General features: G+C 70.8%; 16 protein-coding genes and 1 riboswitch. Of the genes, 6 read left to right on the top strand and 10 right to left on the bottom strand.

The window, feature by feature from the left end:
- Positions 1-72: 72 nt before the first annotated feature.
- Positions 73-1,512 carry a DNA polymerase IV gene (locus tag ACLZN2_RS36280; protein ID WP_416983779.1) on the top strand — a complete coding sequence of 480 codons (1,440 nt, stop codon included), beginning with the start codon at positions 73-75 and terminating at the stop codon, positions 1,510-1,512.
- Between the two features lie 99 nt (positions 1,513-1,611).
- On the opposite strand, the gene ACLZN2_RS36275 is transcribed toward ACLZN2_RS36280, so the two are convergent.
- The gene (locus ACLZN2_RS36275) at positions 1,612-1,983 is read right to left on the bottom strand and encodes a PRC-barrel domain-containing protein (protein ID WP_416983778.1); all 372 of its coding nucleotides are present in this window, start codon (positions 1,981-1,983) and stop codon (positions 1,612-1,614) included.
- 112 nt (positions 1,984-2,095) lie between these two features.
- Positions 2,096-2,191: riboswitch (glycine riboswitch) on the top strand.
- Between the two features lie 185 nt (positions 2,192-2,376).
- Between ACLZN2_RS36275 and gcvP the strand changes: the two genes are divergently transcribed.
- Positions 2,377-5,262, top strand: a complete 2,886-nt coding sequence (gene gcvP / locus ACLZN2_RS36270; RefSeq protein ID WP_416983777.1) for an aminomethyl-transferring glycine dehydrogenase — start codon at positions 2,377-2,379, stop codon at positions 5,260-5,262.
- Between the two features lie 57 nt (positions 5,263-5,319).
- Here gcvP and ACLZN2_RS36265 read toward each other — a convergent pair whose 3' ends face one another.
- From ACLZN2_RS36265 to ACLZN2_RS36240, 6 genes are all read right to left on the bottom strand, one after another.
- Entirely contained in the window at positions 5,320-5,739 is a 420-nt protein-coding gene (locus ACLZN2_RS36265) for a TOBE domain-containing protein (protein WP_416983776.1), read from the bottom strand.
- A 45-nt stretch (positions 5,740-5,784) separates the two neighbouring features.
- A complete protein-coding gene (locus ACLZN2_RS36260) occupies positions 5,785-6,900 on the bottom strand; it encodes an ABC transporter ATP-binding protein (protein ID WP_416983774.1) in 1,116 nt (371 codons plus the stop codon).
- Entirely contained in the window at positions 6,897-7,742 is an 846-nt protein-coding gene (locus ACLZN2_RS36255) for an ABC transporter permease (protein WP_416983773.1), read from the bottom strand. The genes ACLZN2_RS36260 and ACLZN2_RS36255 overlap by 4 nt, the downstream gene beginning before the upstream one ends.
- A complete protein-coding gene (gene modA, locus ACLZN2_RS36250; RefSeq protein WP_416983772.1) occupies positions 7,739-8,560 on the bottom strand; it encodes a molybdate ABC transporter substrate-binding protein in 822 nt (273 codons plus the stop codon). Before modA ends, ACLZN2_RS36255 begins: the two co-directional genes overlap by 4 nt.
- A 180-nt stretch (positions 8,561-8,740) precedes the next feature.
- Positions 8,741-9,136, bottom strand: a complete 396-nt coding sequence (locus ACLZN2_RS36245) for a TOBE domain-containing protein (protein ID WP_416983770.1) — start codon at positions 9,134-9,136, stop codon at positions 8,741-8,743.
- A gap of 96 nt (positions 9,137-9,232) precedes the next feature.
- Positions 9,233-11,194, bottom strand: coding sequence for an amino acid transporter (locus ACLZN2_RS36240; RefSeq protein ID WP_416983768.1), 1,962 nt, complete (start codon positions 11,192-11,194; stop codon positions 9,233-9,235).
- Positions 11,195-11,588: 394 nt separating this feature from the next.
- Here ACLZN2_RS36240 and ACLZN2_RS36235 point away from each other — a divergent pair, with 394 nt between their 5' ends.
- The 4 genes from ACLZN2_RS36235 to ACLZN2_RS36220 all read left to right on the top strand — a co-directional run bounded on the left by ACLZN2_RS36235 (position 11,589) and on the right by ACLZN2_RS36220 (position 15,822).
- Entirely contained in the window at positions 11,589-12,881 is a 1,293-nt protein-coding gene (locus ACLZN2_RS36235) for an extracellular solute-binding protein (RefSeq protein WP_416983787.1), read from the top strand.
- 4 nt (positions 12,882-12,885) lie between these two features.
- A complete protein-coding gene (locus ACLZN2_RS36230; protein ID WP_416983766.1) occupies positions 12,886-13,881 on the top strand; it encodes a carbohydrate ABC transporter permease in 996 nt (331 codons plus the stop codon).
- 62 nt (positions 13,882-13,943) lie between these two features.
- Entirely contained in the window at positions 13,944-14,708 is a 765-nt protein-coding gene (locus tag ACLZN2_RS36225; RefSeq protein WP_416983786.1) for a carbohydrate ABC transporter permease, read from the top strand.
- Positions 14,709-14,766: 58 nt separating this feature from the next.
- Positions 14,767-15,822, top strand: a complete 1,056-nt coding sequence (locus ACLZN2_RS36220) for an endo-1,4-beta-xylanase (RefSeq protein ID WP_416983765.1) — start codon at positions 14,767-14,769, stop codon at positions 15,820-15,822.
- On the opposite strand, the gene ACLZN2_RS36215 is transcribed toward ACLZN2_RS36220, so the two are convergent.
- From ACLZN2_RS36215 to ACLZN2_RS36205, 3 genes are all read right to left on the bottom strand, one after another.
- On the bottom strand, positions 15,815-16,879 hold the full coding sequence (locus ACLZN2_RS36215; RefSeq protein WP_416983764.1) for a LacI family DNA-binding transcriptional regulator: 1,065 nt from the start codon (positions 16,877-16,879) through the stop codon (positions 15,815-15,817). The two genes, ACLZN2_RS36220 and ACLZN2_RS36215, sit on opposite strands and share 8 nt — an antisense overlap.
- A gap of 202 nt (positions 16,880-17,081) precedes the next feature.
- Positions 17,082-17,270 (bottom strand): DUF5999 family protein, encoded by a 189-nt coding sequence (locus ACLZN2_RS36210; RefSeq protein WP_133917929.1) that lies wholly within the window; start codon positions 17,268-17,270, stop codon positions 17,082-17,084.
- Positions 17,271-17,631: 361 nt separating this feature from the next.
- Positions 17,632-18,225, bottom strand: a complete 594-nt coding sequence (locus ACLZN2_RS36205; RefSeq protein ID WP_416983762.1) for a hypothetical protein — start codon at positions 18,223-18,225, stop codon at positions 17,632-17,634.
- Between the last annotated feature and the right edge of the window lie 291 nt (positions 18,226-18,516).

The following is an 18,516-nucleotide window of genomic DNA, read 5'->3' as shown; positions in this document are numbered from 1 at the left end:
GGGCCTGCCCCACGCGGGGCGGCCCCAATGTCAGTGGCGTGATTGTCAGTGGCGTGGTGCAGCATCGGAGATGTGAGAAACGCGCCCACGATCCTGCATCTCGACATGGATGCCTTCTACGCCCAGGCGGAGCAGGCGTCCAAGCCGAGCCTGCGCGGGAAAGCCGTGATCGTGGGCGGTCTCGGGCCGCGCGGGGTGGTGGCAACGGCCTCCTACGAGGCTCGGGCCTTCGGGGTCCACTCGGCGATGCCGATGGCCCAGGCGCGCCGGCTGGCCCCGAACGCCGCCTATCTCGTGCCGCGCTTCACTTTCTACCGGCAGATCAGCGACCAGGTGATGTGGTTGCTGCGGGAGCTCTCGCCGCTGGTGGAGCCCTTGAGCCTGGACGAGGCGTTCGTGGATCTGGAGGCCGGGGAGAGGGCCTGGGACAGCGAGTCGGCGCGGCTCGCTGGGATCAGACTGCGGGCGGACATCCGGGCCGTCACGGGCCTGACCGGGTCGGTGGGGCTGGCCGCCTCGAAGATGCTGGCGAAGATCGCTTCCGAACAGGCCAAGCCCGACGGCCTGGTGCTCATCGAGCCGGGGACCGAGCGGGCCCTGCTCGGGCCGATGTCGGTGCGCACGCTGCCCGGGGTCGGCCCGGCCACCGGGGACCATCTGCGCCGGGCCGGGATCACCACGGTCGATGAGCTCGCCGAAGCCGGCGAGGACGAGCTCGTGCGCCTGGTGGGCAAGGCGCACGGGCATGGGCTGTACGCGATGGCACTGGCCCGCGACGACCGGCCCGTCGTCGCGGAGCGGGAGACAAAGTCGGTGTCGGTCGAAGACACCTACGACGTGGACATCCATGACCGGCTGCGCGTGGAGCTGGAGGTGAAGCGGCTGGCGGAGCGCTGTGTCCGCAGGCTGCGGGGGTCGGGTCTTTCCGGGCGGACGATCGTGCTGAAGGTGCGACGGTACGACTTCTCCACGCTCACCCGGTCGGAGACCCTGCGCGGGCCCACGGACGATCCCGCCGTGGTGCGGGAGGCCGCCGGGCGGCTGCTGGACTCCGTCGACACCACCGGCGGGGTGCGGCTGCTCGGCGTCGGCGTCAGCGGTCTGGCGGACTTCACCCAGGAGGACCTGTTCGCCCAGGCGGCGGGGGAAGAGCGGGGCGAAGGGGCCGAGGAGGAGGATCCGGAGGAGCCCGCGAGGCAGGAGCCGGTGCCGGCCGAGCACCGGTGGCGTCCGGGGTACGACGTGGTCCATGCCGAGCTGGGGCACGGCTGGGTCCAAGGGAGTGGGCTGGGCCGGGTCACCGTGCGGTTCGAGACACCGGAGTCGGAGCCGGGGCGCGTACGGACCTTCCGGGTGGACGATCCGGACCTGGCGACGGCGGATCCGTTGCCGCTGGTGCGGCGAAGACCGGACGGGAACGCAGGACTGGACGGGAGCGACGCGGACGGAGGCGACGGGGACCGGGGCCCCGTGGACCCGGTTCCGGCGTTGGGGTTCGGGAACACCGGATGACCGTCATTCGTTACAGAGGGTGAAGGAGGCGGGTCCGGTCGTCACGGATGGTGGTGGTGTTTGATGAGGGGTGTTCGGTGAGGGGGCGGGGTCGGGAGGTCAGCCCTCGTCGGTGCCCGCCAGTCGGCCGAAGTCATGGTCCGGGAGGGGAGGAGGAGCGGCGACGTCGAGGCCGTAGTGGTGGTAGAGCTGGAGTTCCTGTTCCGGGGAGAGATGCCGGCCCACGCCGAAGTCGGGGGCGTCCTTGATCAGCGCCCGGTCGAAGGGGACGTGCAGGGTGCCTCCGACGAGTTCGCTCGGCTCCAGGGGGACGAAGGCGTCCCGGGAGAACAGGCCGGTGCGTATGGCTGCCCATTCGGGCACGCCGGTCGCGTCGTCGAGATACACCTCGTCGACGGTGCCGATCTTGGTGCCGTTGCGGTCGAACGCCTTGCGGCCGATCAGGTTGCGCGGATCGATGTCGGTCTGCACGGGCCCTCCACTTGGTCGCAACTCATCCGTAAGCACTACAAAAGAACACATTGGGACGAGCGGCCACTCGAGGAGGTCTACTGGACCTCGCTGGTAGTCTGACAACGGCTGCTGACCCCGTGCGGGAGAGTCCTCCGGAGATCGCCGGAGGCGCCGAAGGAGCAACTCCTCCCCGGAATCTCTCAGGCACACGTACCGCGCGGGCGAGGTCACTCTGGAAAGCAGGGCGGATGTCGACGGCGTCGACGGCCTCCGCTCTCACCGACGGTGAAAGCCGGCTGCCCCGGTGGCGGCCGGTGAAGCTCTCAGGTTGAGATGACAGAGGGGGAGGCCGTCCGGGGACCCGCGCCGTGGTGCCCCTCGAAGGTCGTGTCAGACCAGGAGGCCTCAGAAATGACCGCCGATCGCATTCCGCTCTCCGAGCTCGAACGGGGTATTCCCTTCGAGCAGCGTCACATCGGGCCCGGCCAGGAGGCGCGGGCCAAGATGCTCGCGCACGTCGGCTACGGCTCGCTCGACGAGCTGACCGCCGCCGCGGTCCCGGACGTGATCAAGAACACCGACGCGCTGGACCTGCCGGACGCGCGCACCGAGGCCGAGGTCCTGGCGGAGCTGCGCTCGCTGGCCAAGCGCAACCAGGTCCTCGACTCCATGATCGGACTCGGCTATTACGGCACCTTCACGCCGCCGGTGATCCTGCGCAACGTCATGGAGAACCCGGCCTGGTACACGGCCTACACGCCCTACCAGCCGGAGATCTCGCAGGGCCGTCTCGAGGCGCTGCTGAACTTCCAGACCATGGTCGCCGACCTCACGGGGCTGCCCACCTCCGGTGCCTCGCTGCTCGACGAGGGAACGGCCGCCGCCGAGGCGATGGCATTGTCCCGGCGCATGGGGAAGAACAAGAAGGGCCTCTTCCTGATCGACGCGGACGTGCTGCCGCAGACGATCGCCGTCATCGAGACCCGGGCCGAGCCGACGGGTGTGGAGGTCGTGGTCGCCGATCTCAGCGAGGGCATCCCGGCCGGCATCGCCGAGCGTGAGATCAACGGCGTGCTGCTGCAGTACCCGGGCGCCTCCGGTGCCGTACGCGACATCAAGGCCGTGATCGACCAGGCGCACGGGCTCGGCGCGCTCGTCACCGTCGCCGCCGATCTGCTCGCGCTGACGCTGCTGAAGTCGCCCGGTGAGCTGGGTGCGGACATCGCGGTCGGGACGACGCAGCGCTTCGGTGTGCCGATGGGCTTCGGCGGACCGCACGCCGGCTACATGGCGGTGCACGAGAAGTTCGCGCGCAGCCTGCCCGGACGCCTCGTCGGGGTGTCCGTGGACGCGGACGGGCACAAGGCGTACCGGCTCGCGCTGCAGACGCGTGAGCAGCACATCCGCCGGGAGAAGGCCACCAGCAACATCTGCACGGCTCAGGTGCTGCTTGCGGTGATGGCCGGGATGTACGCCGTCTACCACGGCCCCGACGGGCTGCGGGCGATCGCCGGGCGCACCCACCGGTACGCCACGATCCTCGCCGCCGGACTCGCGGCCGGCGGGGTCGAGGTCGTGCACGGCTCCTACTTCGACACCCTGACCGTGCGGGTGCAGGGCAAGGCCGGCGAGGTCGTCGCCGCCGCGCGGCAGCGCGGGGTCAACCTGCGCCTCGTCGACGCCGACCACGTCTCGATCGCGTGCGACGAGACCACGGCGCGGGCCCAGTTGGCCGCCGTGTGGGCCGCGTTCGGGGTGGAGGGAGACGTCGAGGCGCTCGACGCGGCCGCCGGGGACGCGCTGCCCGAGGGGCTGCTGCGCTCCGACGCGATCCTCACCCACCCGGTGTTCCACCAGCACCGTTCCGAGACCGCGATGCTGCGCTATCTGCGCCGGCTCGCCGACCGGGACTACGCGCTCGACCGAGGCATGATCCCGCTGGGCTCCTGCACCATGAAGCTCAACGCGACGACCGAGATGGAGCCGGTCACCTGGCCCGAGTTCGGGCAGCTGCACCCCTTCGCGCCCGCCGAACAGGCGGAGGGCTACCTCACGCTCATCCGTGAGCTGGAGGACCGGCTCGCCGAGGTCACCGGGTACGACAAGGTGTCGCTGCAGCCCAACGCCGGGTCGCAGGGCGAGCTGGCGGGGCTGCTGGCCGTGCGCGGCTATCACCGGGCCCACGGGGACGAGCAGCGGACCGTCTGTCTGATCCCGTCCTCGGCGCACGGCACCAACGCGGCGAGCGCCGTGATGGCCGGTATGAAGGTCGTCGTCGTGAAGACCGCCGAGGACGGCGAGATCGACGTCGAGGACCTGCGGGCGAAGACCGAGCGGTACCGCGACGAGCTGGCGGTGCTGATGATCACGTACCCGTCGACGCACGGTGTGTTCGAGGCGCACGTCGCCGACATCTGCGCCCAGGTCCACGAGGCGGGCGGACAGGTCTACGTCGATGGCGCCAACCTCAACGCGCTCGTCGGGCTGGCCAAGCCGGGCCACTTCGGCGGTGACGTCTCGCACCTGAACCTGCACAAGACGTTCTGCATCCCGCACGGCGGCGGCGGTCCGGGCGTCGGCCCCGTGGCCGTACGCTCGCACCTCGCGCCGTATCTGCCGAACCACCCGATGCAGCCCGCCGCCGGGCCCGAGACGGGTGTGGGGCCGGTCTCGGCCGCGCCCTGGGGTTCCGCGGGGATCCTGCCGATCTCCTGGGCGTACGTACGGCTCATGGGCGGGGAGGGGCTCAAGCGGGCCACCCAGGTGGCGGTGCTCAGCGCCAACTACATCGCCAAGCGCCTCGAGCCGCACTACCCGGTGCTCTACACCGGCCCGGGCGGGCTGGTCGCGCACGAGTGCATCATCGACCTGCGGCCGCTGACCAAGGCGACCGGGGTGAGCGTGGACGACGTGGCGAAGCGGCTGATCGACTACGGGTTCCACGCGCCGACCATGTCGTTCCCGGTGGCGGGGACGCTGATGATCGAGCCGACCGAGTCCGAGGACATCATCGAGCTGGACCGTTTCTGCGAAGCGATGATCGCCATCCGGGCGGAGATCGAGAAGGTGGGCGCGGGGGAGTGGCCGGCGGAGGACAACCCGCTGCGCCACGCACCGCACACCGCGGCCGCGCTCGGCGGGGAGTGGGAGCACGCGTACACCCGTGAGGAGGCCGTCTTCCCGGCCGGGGTCCTTGCCGCCGACAAGTACTGGCCGCCGGTCCGCCGGATCGACCAGGCCTTCGGCGACCGGAACCTGGTCTGCTCGTGCCCGCCGCTGGACGCGTACGAGGACTGAGCGGGAAATCAGGCTCTGGAAGGGCCCGTCCGGGTGCGGACGGGCCCTTGCTCGTGCTCAGGCCGTCGCCAGGGACACCTCGGTCGCCTTGATCAGGGCGACGATGTCGGAGCCGACGAAGAGTCCGAGGTCGGTGGCCGCGTCCTTGGTGATCGCCGCGGTGAGTTCGCCGTCCGGCACGGAGACCGTCACGACGGCCATGACCGTGCCGGTCATGAGGCCGGTGATGGTGCCGGGGAGCTGGTTGCGGATCGAGAGGCCCTCGACGCGGTTGGTGGCCAGAGAGACCTCCGTCGACTTCACCAGGGCCCGGACGGCGGTGCCCGGGGCGAGGGCGAGGTCCCGCGCGGCCTCCAGGGTGATGGCCGCCGTGAGGTCCTGTCCGCCGTCGAGGCGGAGTTCGACGGTGGCCATGACCTCGCCGGTGTGGACGGCGGTGACGGTGCCGGGGAGCTGGTTGCGGATGCTCAGGGTCATGGGCACCAACCGTAGGGCTCCGCACGCCTCATGCCGGGTAGCGGCTCATGCCGGGTATGCATGGGTCTGTGCCGCCTTGACTGTCGCCCAGACCGCTGCGCCCGGGTGCAGATCCAGCTCGGCCGCGGCGACCGTGGTGAGGTCGGCGGCGAGGGGCAGTTCGCCGGTGAGGGCGGCGCGGATCTGGTCGCCGTGGGTCTCCAGTCCCGCGACCTCGCAGCGCCAGAGGTTGCGGGCGCTGGAGCCGGTGGGACGGTCGCGGTGGAGGGTGACCGCGTTCGGCGGGAACGCGACGAACACCGGGCCGGAGAGGACTTCCGTGGTGGTGATGGCCGGGCCGGTGTCGAGGCGTACGGCGTGGCCGTCGGCGCGGCCGCGGTAGAGGTTCAGGCCGACCAGCTGGGCGATGTAGTCCGTGCGGGGGCGGCGGGCGATGTCGGCCGGGGTGCCCTCCTGCACGACCAGGCCCTCCTCGACAACGACCAGGCGGTCCGCGAGGACCATGGCGTCCAGCGGGTCGTGGGTGACGAGGACGGCGACCGCCTCGAAGTCGGCGAGATGGCGGCGGAGCTGGGCCCGCACCTCCAGCCGGGTGCGGGCGTCCAGGGCGGCGAGCGGCTCGTCCAGGAGCAGCAACCGGGGGTGGGTGGCGAGAGCGCGGGCCAGGGCTACGCGCTGGGCCTGACCGCCGGAGAGCCGGCGGGGTTTGGCACCGGCGTGTGCGGTCAGGCCCATGCGGTCCAGCCATTCGGCGGCCTGGGCGCGCGCCTCGGCCTTGGTGGCGCCGTGGCAGCGCGGGCCGAACGCGACGTTGTCCAGGGCGGTGAGGTGCGGGAACAGCAGATAGTCCTGGAAGACCACACCGACCGGGCGGGCCTCCGGCGGTGTGCGCTCCAGGGCCGTACCGTCCAGGCGGAGGTGCCCGCCGGTGAGCGGGACGAGACCGGCGAGGGCGCGCAGGGCGGTGGTCTTGCCGGAGCCGTTGGGTCCGAGCACGGCCACGACGTCGCCGGGGGCGGCGGTCAGGGCGACGTCGAGGCGGAAGGAGCCGCGGTCGACGACGAGGCGGGCGTCGAGGCCCTCGCCGGGCGCGGTCTCCGGCACGAGCGTGTCCTCGCGCGGTGTGTCGGTACGGGGGATGTCCTTGCGTGGGGTCGTCATGACGCGGTCATCCAGCGGTCGCGCAGTCCGGCGAGGACGGCGATCGAGACGGCCAGGAGCACGAGACTGAGGGCGATGGCCGCCTCCGGGTCGCTCTGCAGGGCGAGATAGACGGCGAGCGGCATGGTCTGGGTACGGCCCGGGAAGTTGCCCGCGAAGGTGATCGTCGCCCCGAACTCGCCGAGGGCGCGCGCCCAGGCCAGCACGGCGCCCGCGGCGATGCCCGGCGCGATCAGGGGAAGCGTGACCCGGCGGAAGGCGGTGAAGCGGGAGGCGCCGAGGGTGGTGGCCGCCTCCTCGTAGCGCGGGTCGGCCGCGCGGAGCGTGCCCTCGACGCTGATGACGAGGAACGGCATCGCCACGAACGTCTCGGCGACGACCACCCCGGCCGTGGTGAACGGGAGCGTGATGCCGAACCAGGAGTCCAGCCACTGGCCGACGACGCCGTTGCGGCCGAGGGCCAGCAGCAGCGCCACACCGCCCACCACCGGCGGCAGCACCAGCGGCAGCGTCACCAGGGCCCGCACCAGGCCACGGCCGGGGAAGTCCGTGCGGGCCAGCAGCCAGGCCAGCGGTACCCCGATCACCAGGCTCGCCGCGGTGGCCGCCGTGGCGCACACCAGCGACAGCCGCAGGGCCTGCCAGACCTCGGCGCTGGTCAGCTGTTCGGGCAGGGTGTGCCAGGGCGCCCGGACGAGGAGCGCGACCAGCGGGAGGAGCAGGAAGGCGAGTCCGAGCAGGGCGGGCAGGAGCAGGGCGAGCGGGACGCCCGTACGGACGCGGGCGCGCCGCGGGCCGCCCTCCAGGGCGTCCGCGGCGGCCTGCTGCACGGATGGGGTCACGGCTGCAGGAACCCGGCCTCGGTCAGCACCTTCTGCCCGTCGGCGGATCGGACCAGGGCGATGAATGCCTTGGCGGCCTCGGCGTTGGGGGCGTCCTTCAGCAGGGCGATCGGGTAGTCGTTGATGGCGTCGGCGGACTCGGGGAACTCCACGCCCTCCACCTTGTCACCCGCGGCGTGCACATCGGTCTTGTAGACCACAGCCGCGTCCGCCTCCTTCAGTTCGACCTTGGTCAGCGCGGCCTTGACGTCCTGCTCGTAGGACACGGGCGTGAGCTTGAGGCCGCTCGCCTCCAGCGCCTTCTGTGCGGCGGCGCCGCACGGCACCTCCTTGTCGCACAGCACCACCTTCAGGCCCGACTTGGTCAGGTCCTTTAGGGAGGAGACCTTGTCGGGGTTGCCCGGCAGGGTCGCGATCTCCAGCTGGTTGCGCACGAAGGTGACCGGCTCGGTGGCGTTGTCCTTCGCGTCGGTCACGATCGCCATGGTCTTGGGGCTCGCGGAGGCGAACACATCGGCCGGGGCGCCGCCCGTGATGCTCGCGGCGAGGGTGTCGCTGCCGCCGAAGTTGAAGGTGACCTTCGTGCCCGGGTGCGCCTTCTCGAACTCCTCGCCCAGCGTCGTGAAGCTCTCCTTCAGCGAGGCGGCCGCGAAGACGGTGACCGTGCCGGAGAGCTTCGGGGAGGCCGAGGAAGAGCCGGACTTGGCCGACGTGTCGCCGGAGTCGTCGGAGGAGCAGGCGCTCAGGGCCAGCAGCGCGGCGACTCCCGCGCCGGTCACCTGCACGGCGCGGCGGGTACGGCGCTCGGTACGGGTCATCTCGGTGCACTCCTCGGTATTGGCGATCCCTCGAACGGCCCAACATCATGATGATGCCGCATATGCAAGGCATGTGTCTTCTGGGGGTCGCATAATCCGGGGTGATGTGGGTGATGGGTGTGCATGTGCGTTCGTACGGCGATGGCGGACCCACCCGTTCCGGGGGCGGGCCGCCGCTGCTCAGACGCGGTCGATGTGCACGTTCGTCGACTTCACGCGGGCGGTGGCCTCCATGCCGACCTCCAGGCCCAGCTCCTCGACGGCCTCCCGGGTCAGCAGGGAGACCAGGCGGTGCGGGCCGGCCTGGATCTCCACCTGGGCGGCGACATCGCCGAGCTTGATCGCGGTGACGATGCCGGGGAAGGCGTTGCGGGCCGAGGTGTAGGGGGCGTCCTCTTCGGCGTTGTCGGTGCGGGCGAGGGCGACCGAGAACGCGGCGAGGTCCTTGCCGTCGATGAGACGCCGTCCGGCCTCGTCCCGATGGGTCGCCACCCGGCCCGCGTCCGCCCAGCGGCGCGCGGTGTCGGGGCTCACGCCGAGCAGCCGTGCCGCCTGGCCGATTGTGTAGCTCTGCATGCGGGTCACGATAGGGCCGGAAGCGAGGCCGCCGCCCTCGGGCCCTCAGCCGGTGGACGCCCTCAGCCGGTGGACGCCCTCAGCCGGTGGACGCCCTCAGCCGGTGTGGACCCGCGGCCGGCGTGCCCGGTCCGGTTCGGCCTCGCGCAGCACCTCGCGGGTGACCGGGGCGACCTCGCCCTGGCCGAAGAGGAAGAAGCGCAGGAAGTTGGCGAACGGGTTGCCCTCGGTCCACTCGAAGTAGATGTGCGGCGTGCAGCCGGTGCTGTCGCGGGTGTACAGCAGCAGCGCGGCCAGGGCGTTCGGGATGGAGGAGGACTCCAGGGTCAGGACGCGGTAGCGGTTGTGCAGGACCTCGCCGCGGACCGTCAGACCCGCCTCGAACTCGGAGGGGTCCAGGACGGTCACCTCGACGAAGACGAAGTCCTCGCCGGGGAGGTCGTGGTCCTCGCGGATCTGTTCGATCTTGTCGCGGTACTCGGCCTTGTCGCGCTGGTCGGGCTCGTTGGCGATGAACCGTATCTTGCGGCTGGCCATGTCCCGGATGAAACGTTCCGCCATGTCGTCCAGGGTCACGCTCGTCACGCGGAGCTCGAAGGCGCGGGCCAGCCGGGAGAGGAGGGAGACGAGGATGATGCCGGCGATGAAGCAGGCGCCGATCTTGACGCCGTCGGGGCGTTCGACGACGTTGGCGCCGGTGACGTAGAGCAGGACCGCCGAGACGGTCGCGAAGCCGATGGTCCAGCCCCGCTGCCCGGCGCGGCGGGCGGCGATGGTCACGGCGATGGCGGCCGAGGACATCAGCACCAGGACGCCGGTGGCGTAGGCGCCGCCCTGGGCGTCGACGTCGGCGTCGAAGATCCAGGTGACCAGGAAGGCGACGAGGGTGAAGACGATGACCATCGGGCGCACCGCGCGGGCCCAGTGCGGGGCCATGCCGTAGCGGGGGAGGTAGCGGGGCATCAGGTTGAGCAGCCCGGCCATGGCGGAGGCGCCGGCGAACCAGAGGATCGCGATGGTCGAGATGTCGTAGACCGTGCCGAAGGCGTTGCCCAGGTACTCGTGGGCCAGATAGGCGAGGGCGCGCCCGTTGGCCTGGCCGCCGGACTCGAAATCCTTCTCCGGGATCAGCCAGGTGGTGATGAAGCTGGTGGCGATCAGGAAGACGCTCATGATCAGCGCGGCGGTGGTGAGCAGCTTCTTGGTGTCCCGGATGCGGCCCTTCGGGCTCTCCTCGGTGTCCTGGGGGTCGCCCTGGACGTGCGGCATGACCGCGACGCCGGTCTCGAAGCCGGACAGGCCCAGCGCCAGCTTGGGGAAGACCAGCAGGGACACGCCGATCATCGCGAAGACGTTGCCGTGCTCGGCGGTCAGGGCGCTCGTCCAGTCGGTGACCACATGGCCCTCGGTGAACACGTGCCACAGGCCGACCGCCACCACGACCGCGTTCAGGCCGAGGTAGGCCACCACCAGGGCGACCGCGACGCCGATGGCCTCCAGGAAGCCCTTGAGGAACACCGCGCCGAGCAGGGCCACCAGCGCGAGGGTGATGATCAGCTGCTTGTCGTGCAGTGCGTCGGCCAGGTGGGGGTTCTCCACCAGGTGGGTGGAGGCGTCGGCGGCCGACAGGGTGATGGTGATGAGGAAGTCGGTGGCGGCGAAGCCCAGCAGGGTCAGCACGAACAGCTTGCCCTGCCAGAAGGACAGCAGCCGTTCCAGCATCGCGATCGAGCCCTCGCCGTGCGGGCTCTCCTCGGCCACCCGCCGGTAGACCGGCAGGGCGCCGGCCAGGGTGACGATCACCAGGACGATGGTCGCGATGGGTGACAACAGACCGGCCGCGAGGGCCGCGATGCCCGGCTGGTAACCGAGGGTGGAGAAGTAGTCCACACCGGTCAGGCACATCACCCGGTACCAGCGCTGGCCCTTGTGCTCGGGCTCGGCCTCCGCCTCGGCGGCCGGGGGAGCCTCTCGGCCCTGACCCTTGCCCATGTCGGACAGGCCCTCCAGCATCCAGGCGCGCAGGCGACTGGGGGGAGGGTGCTCGGTCGTGGCCATCGGCGTGCTCCTGGGTGCGGCTCCGGCGTGCGGTTTCGGCCATCACGCGGACGGCGGAATCAGGGTAAGCGGAGAGTGACGTACAGGCCCGCGGATCATGGGGCGGACGGCGTCAAGCTTCCGTTAAGACTGCTCGCCGGGTGGACGTGCGGCGCGGGCGCCCGGGGCGGTTTCCGGTCATCGCGCACCGTCGTCAGGACGCTTCGTAATGTTCGCTCATGGAGTCGAATGTTTCGACGCCTTCGGTTGGGCCGCGCGGGTCACTCTCTTGAACAAGCGCTCGGATTCCCTGTGTTCAAGGGCTTGCCACCCCTCGGAGGGTGTCTCTAGGGTGCGGCAGCAGCGAAGCTTTCTGGATATGGTTCGAAACTTTCGATCTACCAAGGAGCGCATGATGGGCGACCCGGCACTGTCCCGCCGCGGCTTCCTGGCGGCCTCCGCCGCGGCCGGGGCGAGCATGACGGCACTGAGCGGCTGCGGCGGCGACTCGGACGGAGGGTCGTCGGGGACGACCACGATCGAGTGGTGGAACATCTCCACCACCCAGCCCACCAAGGGCGTCTGGGCCGGCCTCGCCAAGCAGTTCGAGGCCCAGAACCCCAAGGTCAAGATCAAGATCGTCCAGCTGGAGAACGACCCCTACAAGTCGAAGATGACCGCGCTGACCGCCTCCGGGAAGCTGCCCGACATCTTCCACACCTGGGGCGGCGGTGTCCTGAAGCAGCAGATCGACGCCGGGCTCGTCGAGGACCTGACCGACAGGAGCAAGGGGTGGGGGGACGGGCTGCTCTCCGTCGCCCGGGAGCCGTACCTGTTCGACGACAAGGTCTACGGCATCCCGTTCGACATCGGCATGATCGGCTTCTGGTACAACAAGGCGCTCTTCGAGAAGGCCGGCCTCAGCGCTCCCCCCACCACCTGGTCCGGCTTCCTGGACGCCGTGAAGAAGCTGAAGTCCGCCGGGATCACCCCGCTCGCCCTGGCCGGCAAGGAGAAGTGGCCGGGCATGTACTACTGGGCCTATCTCGCCATGCGCACCGCAGGGATCGACGCGCTGCGGAAGGCGAACGACGACAAGGACTTCACCGGGGACGGGTTCGTGCAGGCCGGTCAGCACCTCCAGGAGCTCGTCGACCTCCAGCCGTTCCAGAAGGGCTTCCTCGGCGCGGCCTACAGCACGCCCACCGGCCAGGCCGCGACCATGGGCAACGGCAAGGCGGCCATGGAGCTGATGGGCCAGTGGGCGCCGGTGGTCGAGGCCGACGCCGGCAAGGGGCTCGGGGCCGACCTCGGGTTCTTCCCGTTCCCGGCGGTGGAGGGCGGGCAGGGCGCGATCACCGAGGTGTTCGGCGGAGGCGGCGGGCACGCGCTGCGCAAGGGCGCCCCGCAGGCGGCCGTCGACTTCCTGAAGTTCTTCGCCTCGGCCACCACCGACACCGAGCTGGTCAAGAAGACGGGCGTGCTGCCCGTCGTACCCGCCGCCGAGAGCGCCCTCACCGACCCCAACCTGTCCGCCGTACAGGCCCAGTTGAAGGCCGCCACCGGCTTCCAGCTCTATCTCGACCAGGCGTACGCGCCCGCCGTCGGCCAGGAGGTCAACGACAGCGTCGCCGGACTCATCGCCGGATCCAAGTCACCCCAGCAGGTCACCGAGTCGATCACCAAGGTCGCGAAGGAAGAGCAGTAGCCGGATGGCCTCGACCTATCTCCCGGACAAGCGCAGCGCCCCGGACACCGGCCGGCCGCCGCCCCTCCCCGCGGCCGCCGGCCGGACCCGACGCCGAATGCTGCACTGGCTCACCGCCGTCGGCTTCCAGGTGCCCGCCCTGGTGCTGTTCGGCACGCTCGTGCTGCTGCCGATGCTGTTCGCTCTGTACGCCGCGTTCTTCCGCTGGGGCGGCTTCGGGATGCCCGAGGACTTCGTCGGCGGCGACAACTTCACCCGGCTCTTCCAGGACCCGGTGTTCCTCGGCGACCTGTGGCGCTGTCTCGTCCTGGTCGGGCTCTCCCTGCTGCTCCAGCTGCCCTTCGCGCTCGCCCTCGCGGTCGCGCTCAACCAGAGGATCCGCGGCCGGGCGGTCTACCGGATGCTGTTCTTCGCGCCGTACATCCTCTCCGAGGCGATCACCGGCGTGCTGTTCAGCATGATCTTCGCCCCCGACGACGGGCTCGCCGACCATCTGCTGGGCGCCGTGGGCCTCGACGGGCTCGGCGGGCAGTGGTTCGCCGACCCGTCCACCGTCATGGCCACCCTCTTCCTCGTCATGACCTGGAAGTACTTCGGCTTCCACATGATGCTCTACCTGGCCGGACTGCAGTCCATCCCCGCCGAGCTGACCGAGGCCGCGCTCATCGACGGGGCCGGGCCCTGGCAGCGGTTCCGCAACGTCACGCTGCCGCTGCTCGCACCGACCCTGCGGATCAGCGTGTTCCTGTCGGTGATCGGGGCCATCCAGCTCTTCGACCTCGTGTGGATCGTCACCGCGGGCGGTCCCGACCACCACTCCGAGACGATGGCCGTGACCATGTTCCAGTACGGCTTCAAGCGCTACCAGGTCGGCTACGCCAGCGCGATCAGCGTGGTCATGTTCGGCATCAGTCTCGTCTTCGCCCTCGCCTACCAGCGGTTCGTGCTCCGCCGCGATCTGGAGGGCGCCACCACGACCATGCGAGGAGGCGGCTCGTGAGCGCCCGCAGGACAGGCCGGACCCTTCCCGTGCACGCCGTGCTGGTGGTCGTCGGCGCGGTGATGGCCGTACCGCTGCTGTACGCCGTGCTGTCCGGCTTCAAGTCGACCGACCAGCTCTCCCGCAACCCCTTCGGGCTGCCCGACCCGTGGGTCACGTCCAACTACACCGACATCCTCGGCGCACGCTCCTTCTGGCAGCTGCTCGGCTCCAGCACGGTGATCGCGGTCGGTACGACGGTGGTGGTGGTCGCGGTGTCCGCGCTCGCCGCGTTCTCCTTCGCCCGGTTCGCCTTCCGGGGCCGTGAGCTGCTGTTCACCCTGTTCACGATGGGGCTGATGTTCCCCTTCGCGGTGGCGGTCCTGCCGCTGTTCCTGCTGCTGCGCTCGATGGATCTGCTGGACAACCCGCTCGGGGTGATCCTGCCGCAGGCGGCCTTCGGGCTGCCGATGACGATCGTCATCCTGCGCGGTTTCTTCCGTGAGATCCCGGCCGAGCTGGAGGAGGCCGCGACCCTCGACGGATGCGGGCCGCTCGGCTTCTTCTGGCGGATCCTGCTGCCCATGGCCCGGCCCGCGCTCGGCACGGTCTCCGTGCTCGCCGTCGTCGCCAGCTGGAACAACTTCTTCCTGCCGCTCCTGGTCTTCAACGAGCCCACCTGGTGGACGCTGCCGATCGGCGTGCAGCAGTTCCAGGGCCAGTACTCCTCCGAGTACGCCCGGATCTTCGCCTATCTCGTCCTCGCCATGGTTCCCGCCCTGGCCTTCTACTCCGTCGCCGAGCGTCAGCTCGTCGGCGGTCTCGCCGCCGGCGCCACGAAGGGATGACCCGCGCCCGGCCCTGACCGCGCCTGCCCACGCCCCACCGACCGTGAGGAGTCGCACCATGTCCAGCACCTCCCGCACCCGGCTGAGACTCGCCGGAGCACTCTCCGCCGTCCTGGTCGCCGCCGGGATCGCCGCGGGGCCCGCCGCCCAGGCCCACGAGAAACCCCGGACCACCCTCGCGGACCTGGCCGAGCGCCACGGCCGCTACTTCGGCAGCGCCACCGACAACCCCGAACTCACCGACACCGCCTACACGGAGATCCTCGGCAGCGAGTTCGACATGATCACCCCCGGCAACGGCATGAAGTGGTACGCCACCGAGCCGCAGCAGGGCATCTTCGACTGGACCAAGGGCGACGAGATCGTGAACCTCGCACGGGCCAACCACCAGAAGGTGCGCGCCCACACCCTCGTCTGGCACAGCCAGTTGCCCGGCTGGCTCACGGGCACGCAGTGGACGGCCGACGAACTGCGCGCGGTCCTGAAGAACCACATCCAGACCGAGGTGCGCCACTACCGGGGCAAGGTCTATGCCTGGGACGTCGTCAACGAGGCGTTCAACGAGGACGGCACCTACCGCGAGACGGTCTTCTACAAGACCCTCGGCCCCGGTTACATCGCCGACGCCCTGCGCTGGGCCCACCAGGCCGACCCGAAGGCCAAGCTGTACCTCAACGACTACAACATCGAGGCCGTCGGCCCGAAGAGCGACGCCTACTACCGCTTGGCCAGGGAGCTGAAGGCACAGGGCGTCCCGCTGCACGGCATCGGCCTGCAGGCCCATCTCGCCCTGCAGTACGGCTATCCGACCACCCTGGAGGACAACCTCCGCCGCTTCGCCCGCCTCCGTCTCGACACCGCGCTCACCGAGGTCGACGTACGGATGCTGTTGCCCGCGACCGGGGAGAAGCTGGCCCAGCAGGCCGAGTGGTACGGCGATCTGACCGAGGCCTGCCTCGCGGTGCGGCGGTGCGTGGGGATCACCGTGTGGGACTACACCGACAAGTACTCGTGGATTCCCGCGTTCTTCCCCGGTCAGGGAGCGGCCCTGCCCTGGGACGAGCAGCTCGCGCCGAAGCCCGCGTACACCGCGATCCGCGAGGCGCTCAGCTAGCGCCTCGGGGTGGTGCGGTGCTCGATCGGACCACCAGCTCGGTGCCCAGTTCCACCCGCGGTGAGTCGGGGTGCTCGCCGCGGGCCAGGCGCAGGACCGTGCGGGCGGCCAGTTTGCCCATGTCGGCGAGGGGTTGGCGGACGGTGGTCAGCGGCGGTGCCGACCAGCGGACTTCCGGAAGGTCGTCGAAACCGACCACGCTCATGTCCTCCGGGACGCGCAGCCCGCGCCGGCGTAGGGCCTCGATCGCGCCGAGCGCCATCTGGTCGCTGGCCGCGAAGAGCGCGGTCGGTGGTTCGGGGAGGTCGAGGAGGGCCGCGCAGCCGGTGAAGCCCGACTCGGGGTGGAAGTCGCCGGGGACGACGAGGGTCTCGTCGACGGCGAGGCCGGCCGCTTCCAGGGCGGCGCGGTAGCCGTCGTGGCGGGCGCGGGAGCACAGCAGCCGGGGCGGGCCCGCGATCAGGCCGATACGGCGGTGGCCGAGGGCGAGCAGGTGCTGGGTGGCGGCGAGGCCGCCGGACCAGTTGGCGGCGCCGATCGCAGGGGTGTCCAGGGCGGGGGAGCCCATCGGGTCGACGACCACCAGCGGGACGCCCAGGACGCGCAACTGCTCGTGCAGCGTGGGTTCCAGGGCCGAGGTGACCAGAATGACGCCGTCGGAGGCGCGGGCGCGCAGATTGCGCATCCACTCGCGGGCGTCGCCGGAACGGCCGTGGATCGCGGACACCACCGTGCCCACCCCGGCCGCGTGGGCGACCTCCTCCACACCTCGGATGATCTCCACCGCCCAGGGGCTGTCGAGGTCGTTGAAGACCAGGTCGAGCAGGGCCGCGCGGGTCGCGGAGGGGGCGGCGGGGCGCTTGCGGTAGCCGTGCTCCCGCAGCAGTTCCTCGACGCGGGCGCGGGTGCGTGGCGAGACGTCGGAGCGGCCGTTGACCACCCGGGAGACGGTCGGCACCGAGACGCCGGCCCGGCGGGCGATCTCCGTGATGGTGACCTTGCCCCGCGCCGCGGGTGCTGTGTCGTCAGCCGTCACAACCGGCTCGTCCGCTGTCATTCCCCCACCTCCGTCGCCTCGTTCCGAGCGCGGTGCCGAAACTTCCAGGAGTCTTCCGGAAAACGCGTGCGTACGGAAGGGAAGGCAGGGGCTACGAGGAGTGAGCGGGCGCGGACACGCGTCGGGGCCGGTTCGCAGCTGCCGACTGCGGTCCGGCCCCTCGAAGTCCCCGGACGGCGGTCCCGCGCCGTCCGAGTGGTGCTCAGGCTGCGGTCGTGACCCGGTGCGGGGCGATGACCTGGCCGTCCGGCAGGAGCTCACCGGTGTCCTCGAAGAGGAGGACGCCGTTGCACAGCAGGCTCCAGCCCTGCTCCGGGTGGTGCGCCACGAGTCGGGCGGACTCCCGGTCGGCGGAGGTTGCTGTCGGGCACGGTGGCTGGTGCTGGCACATGGATGGGTTCTTCCGCTCTGGCGTGATGTCTGAGGTGGATGTTGTCGTGTCTGTCCCGCGGCGTGAAGCGTCGTGTACGTCCTTCATGGCCGCCCCCCGTTGTGATAAGTCGGTCGGAACCCAGTGTTGCCCCACGGACGTCGTTCCGCAGGGATTTCGCGGCACCGCCTCTCACAGGTTCATGACGCGTCACCCGCGCGGGCGGTTCATCTCAACCGCACTGTCACTTCGGGTGGTTTCCGGTGGCCGGATAGGGCTAGTCCGGACAGGGAAGCGGGGACGAACGCCGTGGACGGCACCGTACCCCGGCACCGGGGCCGGGGTACGGGGGTCTTGCGGTTCGCGTGTTCGCCGTCCGGCGTCAGGCGGGTGAGCCGAGCAGGGGCGGTGGCGCGGACGGGGGCACCCGGAGGGTCAGCACCGGGAGCAACTCGGCGACGCGGTGGGCGCGATGGGCGGCGATCCCGGGCGGCGCCGGGGCCAGTGGCACCAGCAGGTCGGTCGCGGCGGGGTGACCGGTGGTGCCGTCGCTGTCGGTGTCGCCGTGCAGCCAGAGCGTGAGCATGTAGAGCCCGGGAACCGACAGCAGCCGCGCCTGGTACGGCAGGGTCGCCGACTCGGCCTGCCGCAGGGCCCGTTCGGTGGAGGCGATGTAGGGACCCTCGAAGAAGTGGGAGAACGCCCAGCCGTCCGGGGTCAGTCGGGTCTCGGCCGCCGCCACGGCCCGGTCGCCGCAGCGGATCAGGAACCGCCAGCCGGCCAGCCGGGTCGTGGACACGCCCTCGGGGGTGATCCGGTCCAGGACGTGCAGCGGCAGCGGGAGTTCGGGGGTGGCCTCGTCCTGGGCGGTGCGCAGGGACGGAGTTCGTGCCTCGCGGACCGCGGTGGGGGAACCGAGGGCCGTGAGGACGGAGCGCAGGGCGGGCGCGGGAGCCGGGGGGACATGCAGCGGCATGATGGGTCGCCTCTCATTCACAGGCGGTGGCGCGAGGGCGGGGGCGGACGGCGCTGTCAGCTAGCTCTCGTCAGGGTCGGAGAGGCGGGGGGCCGGGGTCTTCGGACAGCCGGGGTGCGCCAGCGGCCTGCCGCCACCCGGACGACAGGCTCCTTCGACCACGGGGCCACCTTCTCCGCCTTGTGCGAGGAGTTTATACGACACGTGTTGAGACTGTGTTTCGTCTAGCCGATTCCGGGACACCCGGCAAGAGTCCATTCGGTCGGCGATACGTGTGAATCATCCCGATTC

Origin of the sequence: Streptomyces sp. T028, assembly GCF_048159505.1 — a bacterium.
Taxonomy (GTDB): domain Bacteria; phylum Actinomycetota; class Actinomycetes; order Streptomycetales; family Streptomycetaceae; genus Streptomyces.
This window is presented reverse-complemented; position numbering and strand designations above follow the sequence as displayed.

What these genes read in the sequence shown, in the direction of transcription:
- ACLZN2_RS36215 (WP_416983764.1), bottom strand. Translation starts at nt 16,879, where the DNA reads ATGACAGCGGACGAGCCGGTTGTGACGGCTGACGACACAGCACCCGCG.
- ACLZN2_RS36230 (WP_416983766.1), top strand. Translation starts at nt 12,886, where the DNA reads ATGGCCTCGACCTATCTCCCGGACAAGCGCAGCGCCCCGGACACCGGC.
- ACLZN2_RS36240 (WP_416983768.1), bottom strand. Translation starts at nt 11,194, where the DNA reads ATGGCCACGACCGAGCACCCTCCCCCCAGTCGCCTGCGCGCCTGGATG.
- ACLZN2_RS36260 (WP_416983774.1), bottom strand. Translation starts at nt 6,900, where the DNA reads ATGACGACCCCACGCAAGGACATCCCCCGTACCGACACACCGCGCGAG.
- ACLZN2_RS36220 (WP_416983765.1), top strand. Translation starts at nt 14,767, where the DNA reads ATGTCCAGCACCTCCCGCACCCGGCTGAGACTCGCCGGAGCACTCTCC.
- ACLZN2_RS36205 (WP_416983762.1), bottom strand. Translation starts at nt 18,225, where the DNA reads ATGCCGCTGCATGTCCCCCCGGCTCCCGCGCCCGCCCTGCGCTCCGTC.
- modA (WP_416983772.1), bottom strand. Translation starts at nt 8,560, where the DNA reads ATGACCCGTACCGAGCGCCGTACCCGCCGCGCCGTGCAGGTGACCGGC.
- ACLZN2_RS36210 (WP_133917929.1), bottom strand. Translation starts at nt 17,270, where the DNA reads ATGTGCCAGCACCAGCCACCGTGCCCGACAGCAACCTCCGCCGACCGG.
- gcvP (WP_416983777.1), top strand. Translation starts at nt 2,377, where the DNA reads ATGACCGCCGATCGCATTCCGCTCTCCGAGCTCGAACGGGGTATTCCC.
- ACLZN2_RS36245 (WP_416983770.1), bottom strand. Translation starts at nt 9,136, where the DNA reads ATGCAGAGCTACACAATCGGCCAGGCGGCACGGCTGCTCGGCGTGAGC.
- ACLZN2_RS36235 (WP_416983787.1), top strand. Translation starts at nt 11,589, where the DNA reads ATGGGCGACCCGGCACTGTCCCGCCGCGGCTTCCTGGCGGCCTCCGCC.
- ACLZN2_RS36225 (WP_416983786.1), top strand. Translation starts at nt 13,944, where the DNA reads ATGGCCGTACCGCTGCTGTACGCCGTGCTGTCCGGCTTCAAGTCGACC.
- ACLZN2_RS36265 (WP_416983776.1), bottom strand. Translation starts at nt 5,739, where the DNA reads ATGACCCTGAGCATCCGCAACCAGCTCCCCGGCACCGTCACCGCCGTC.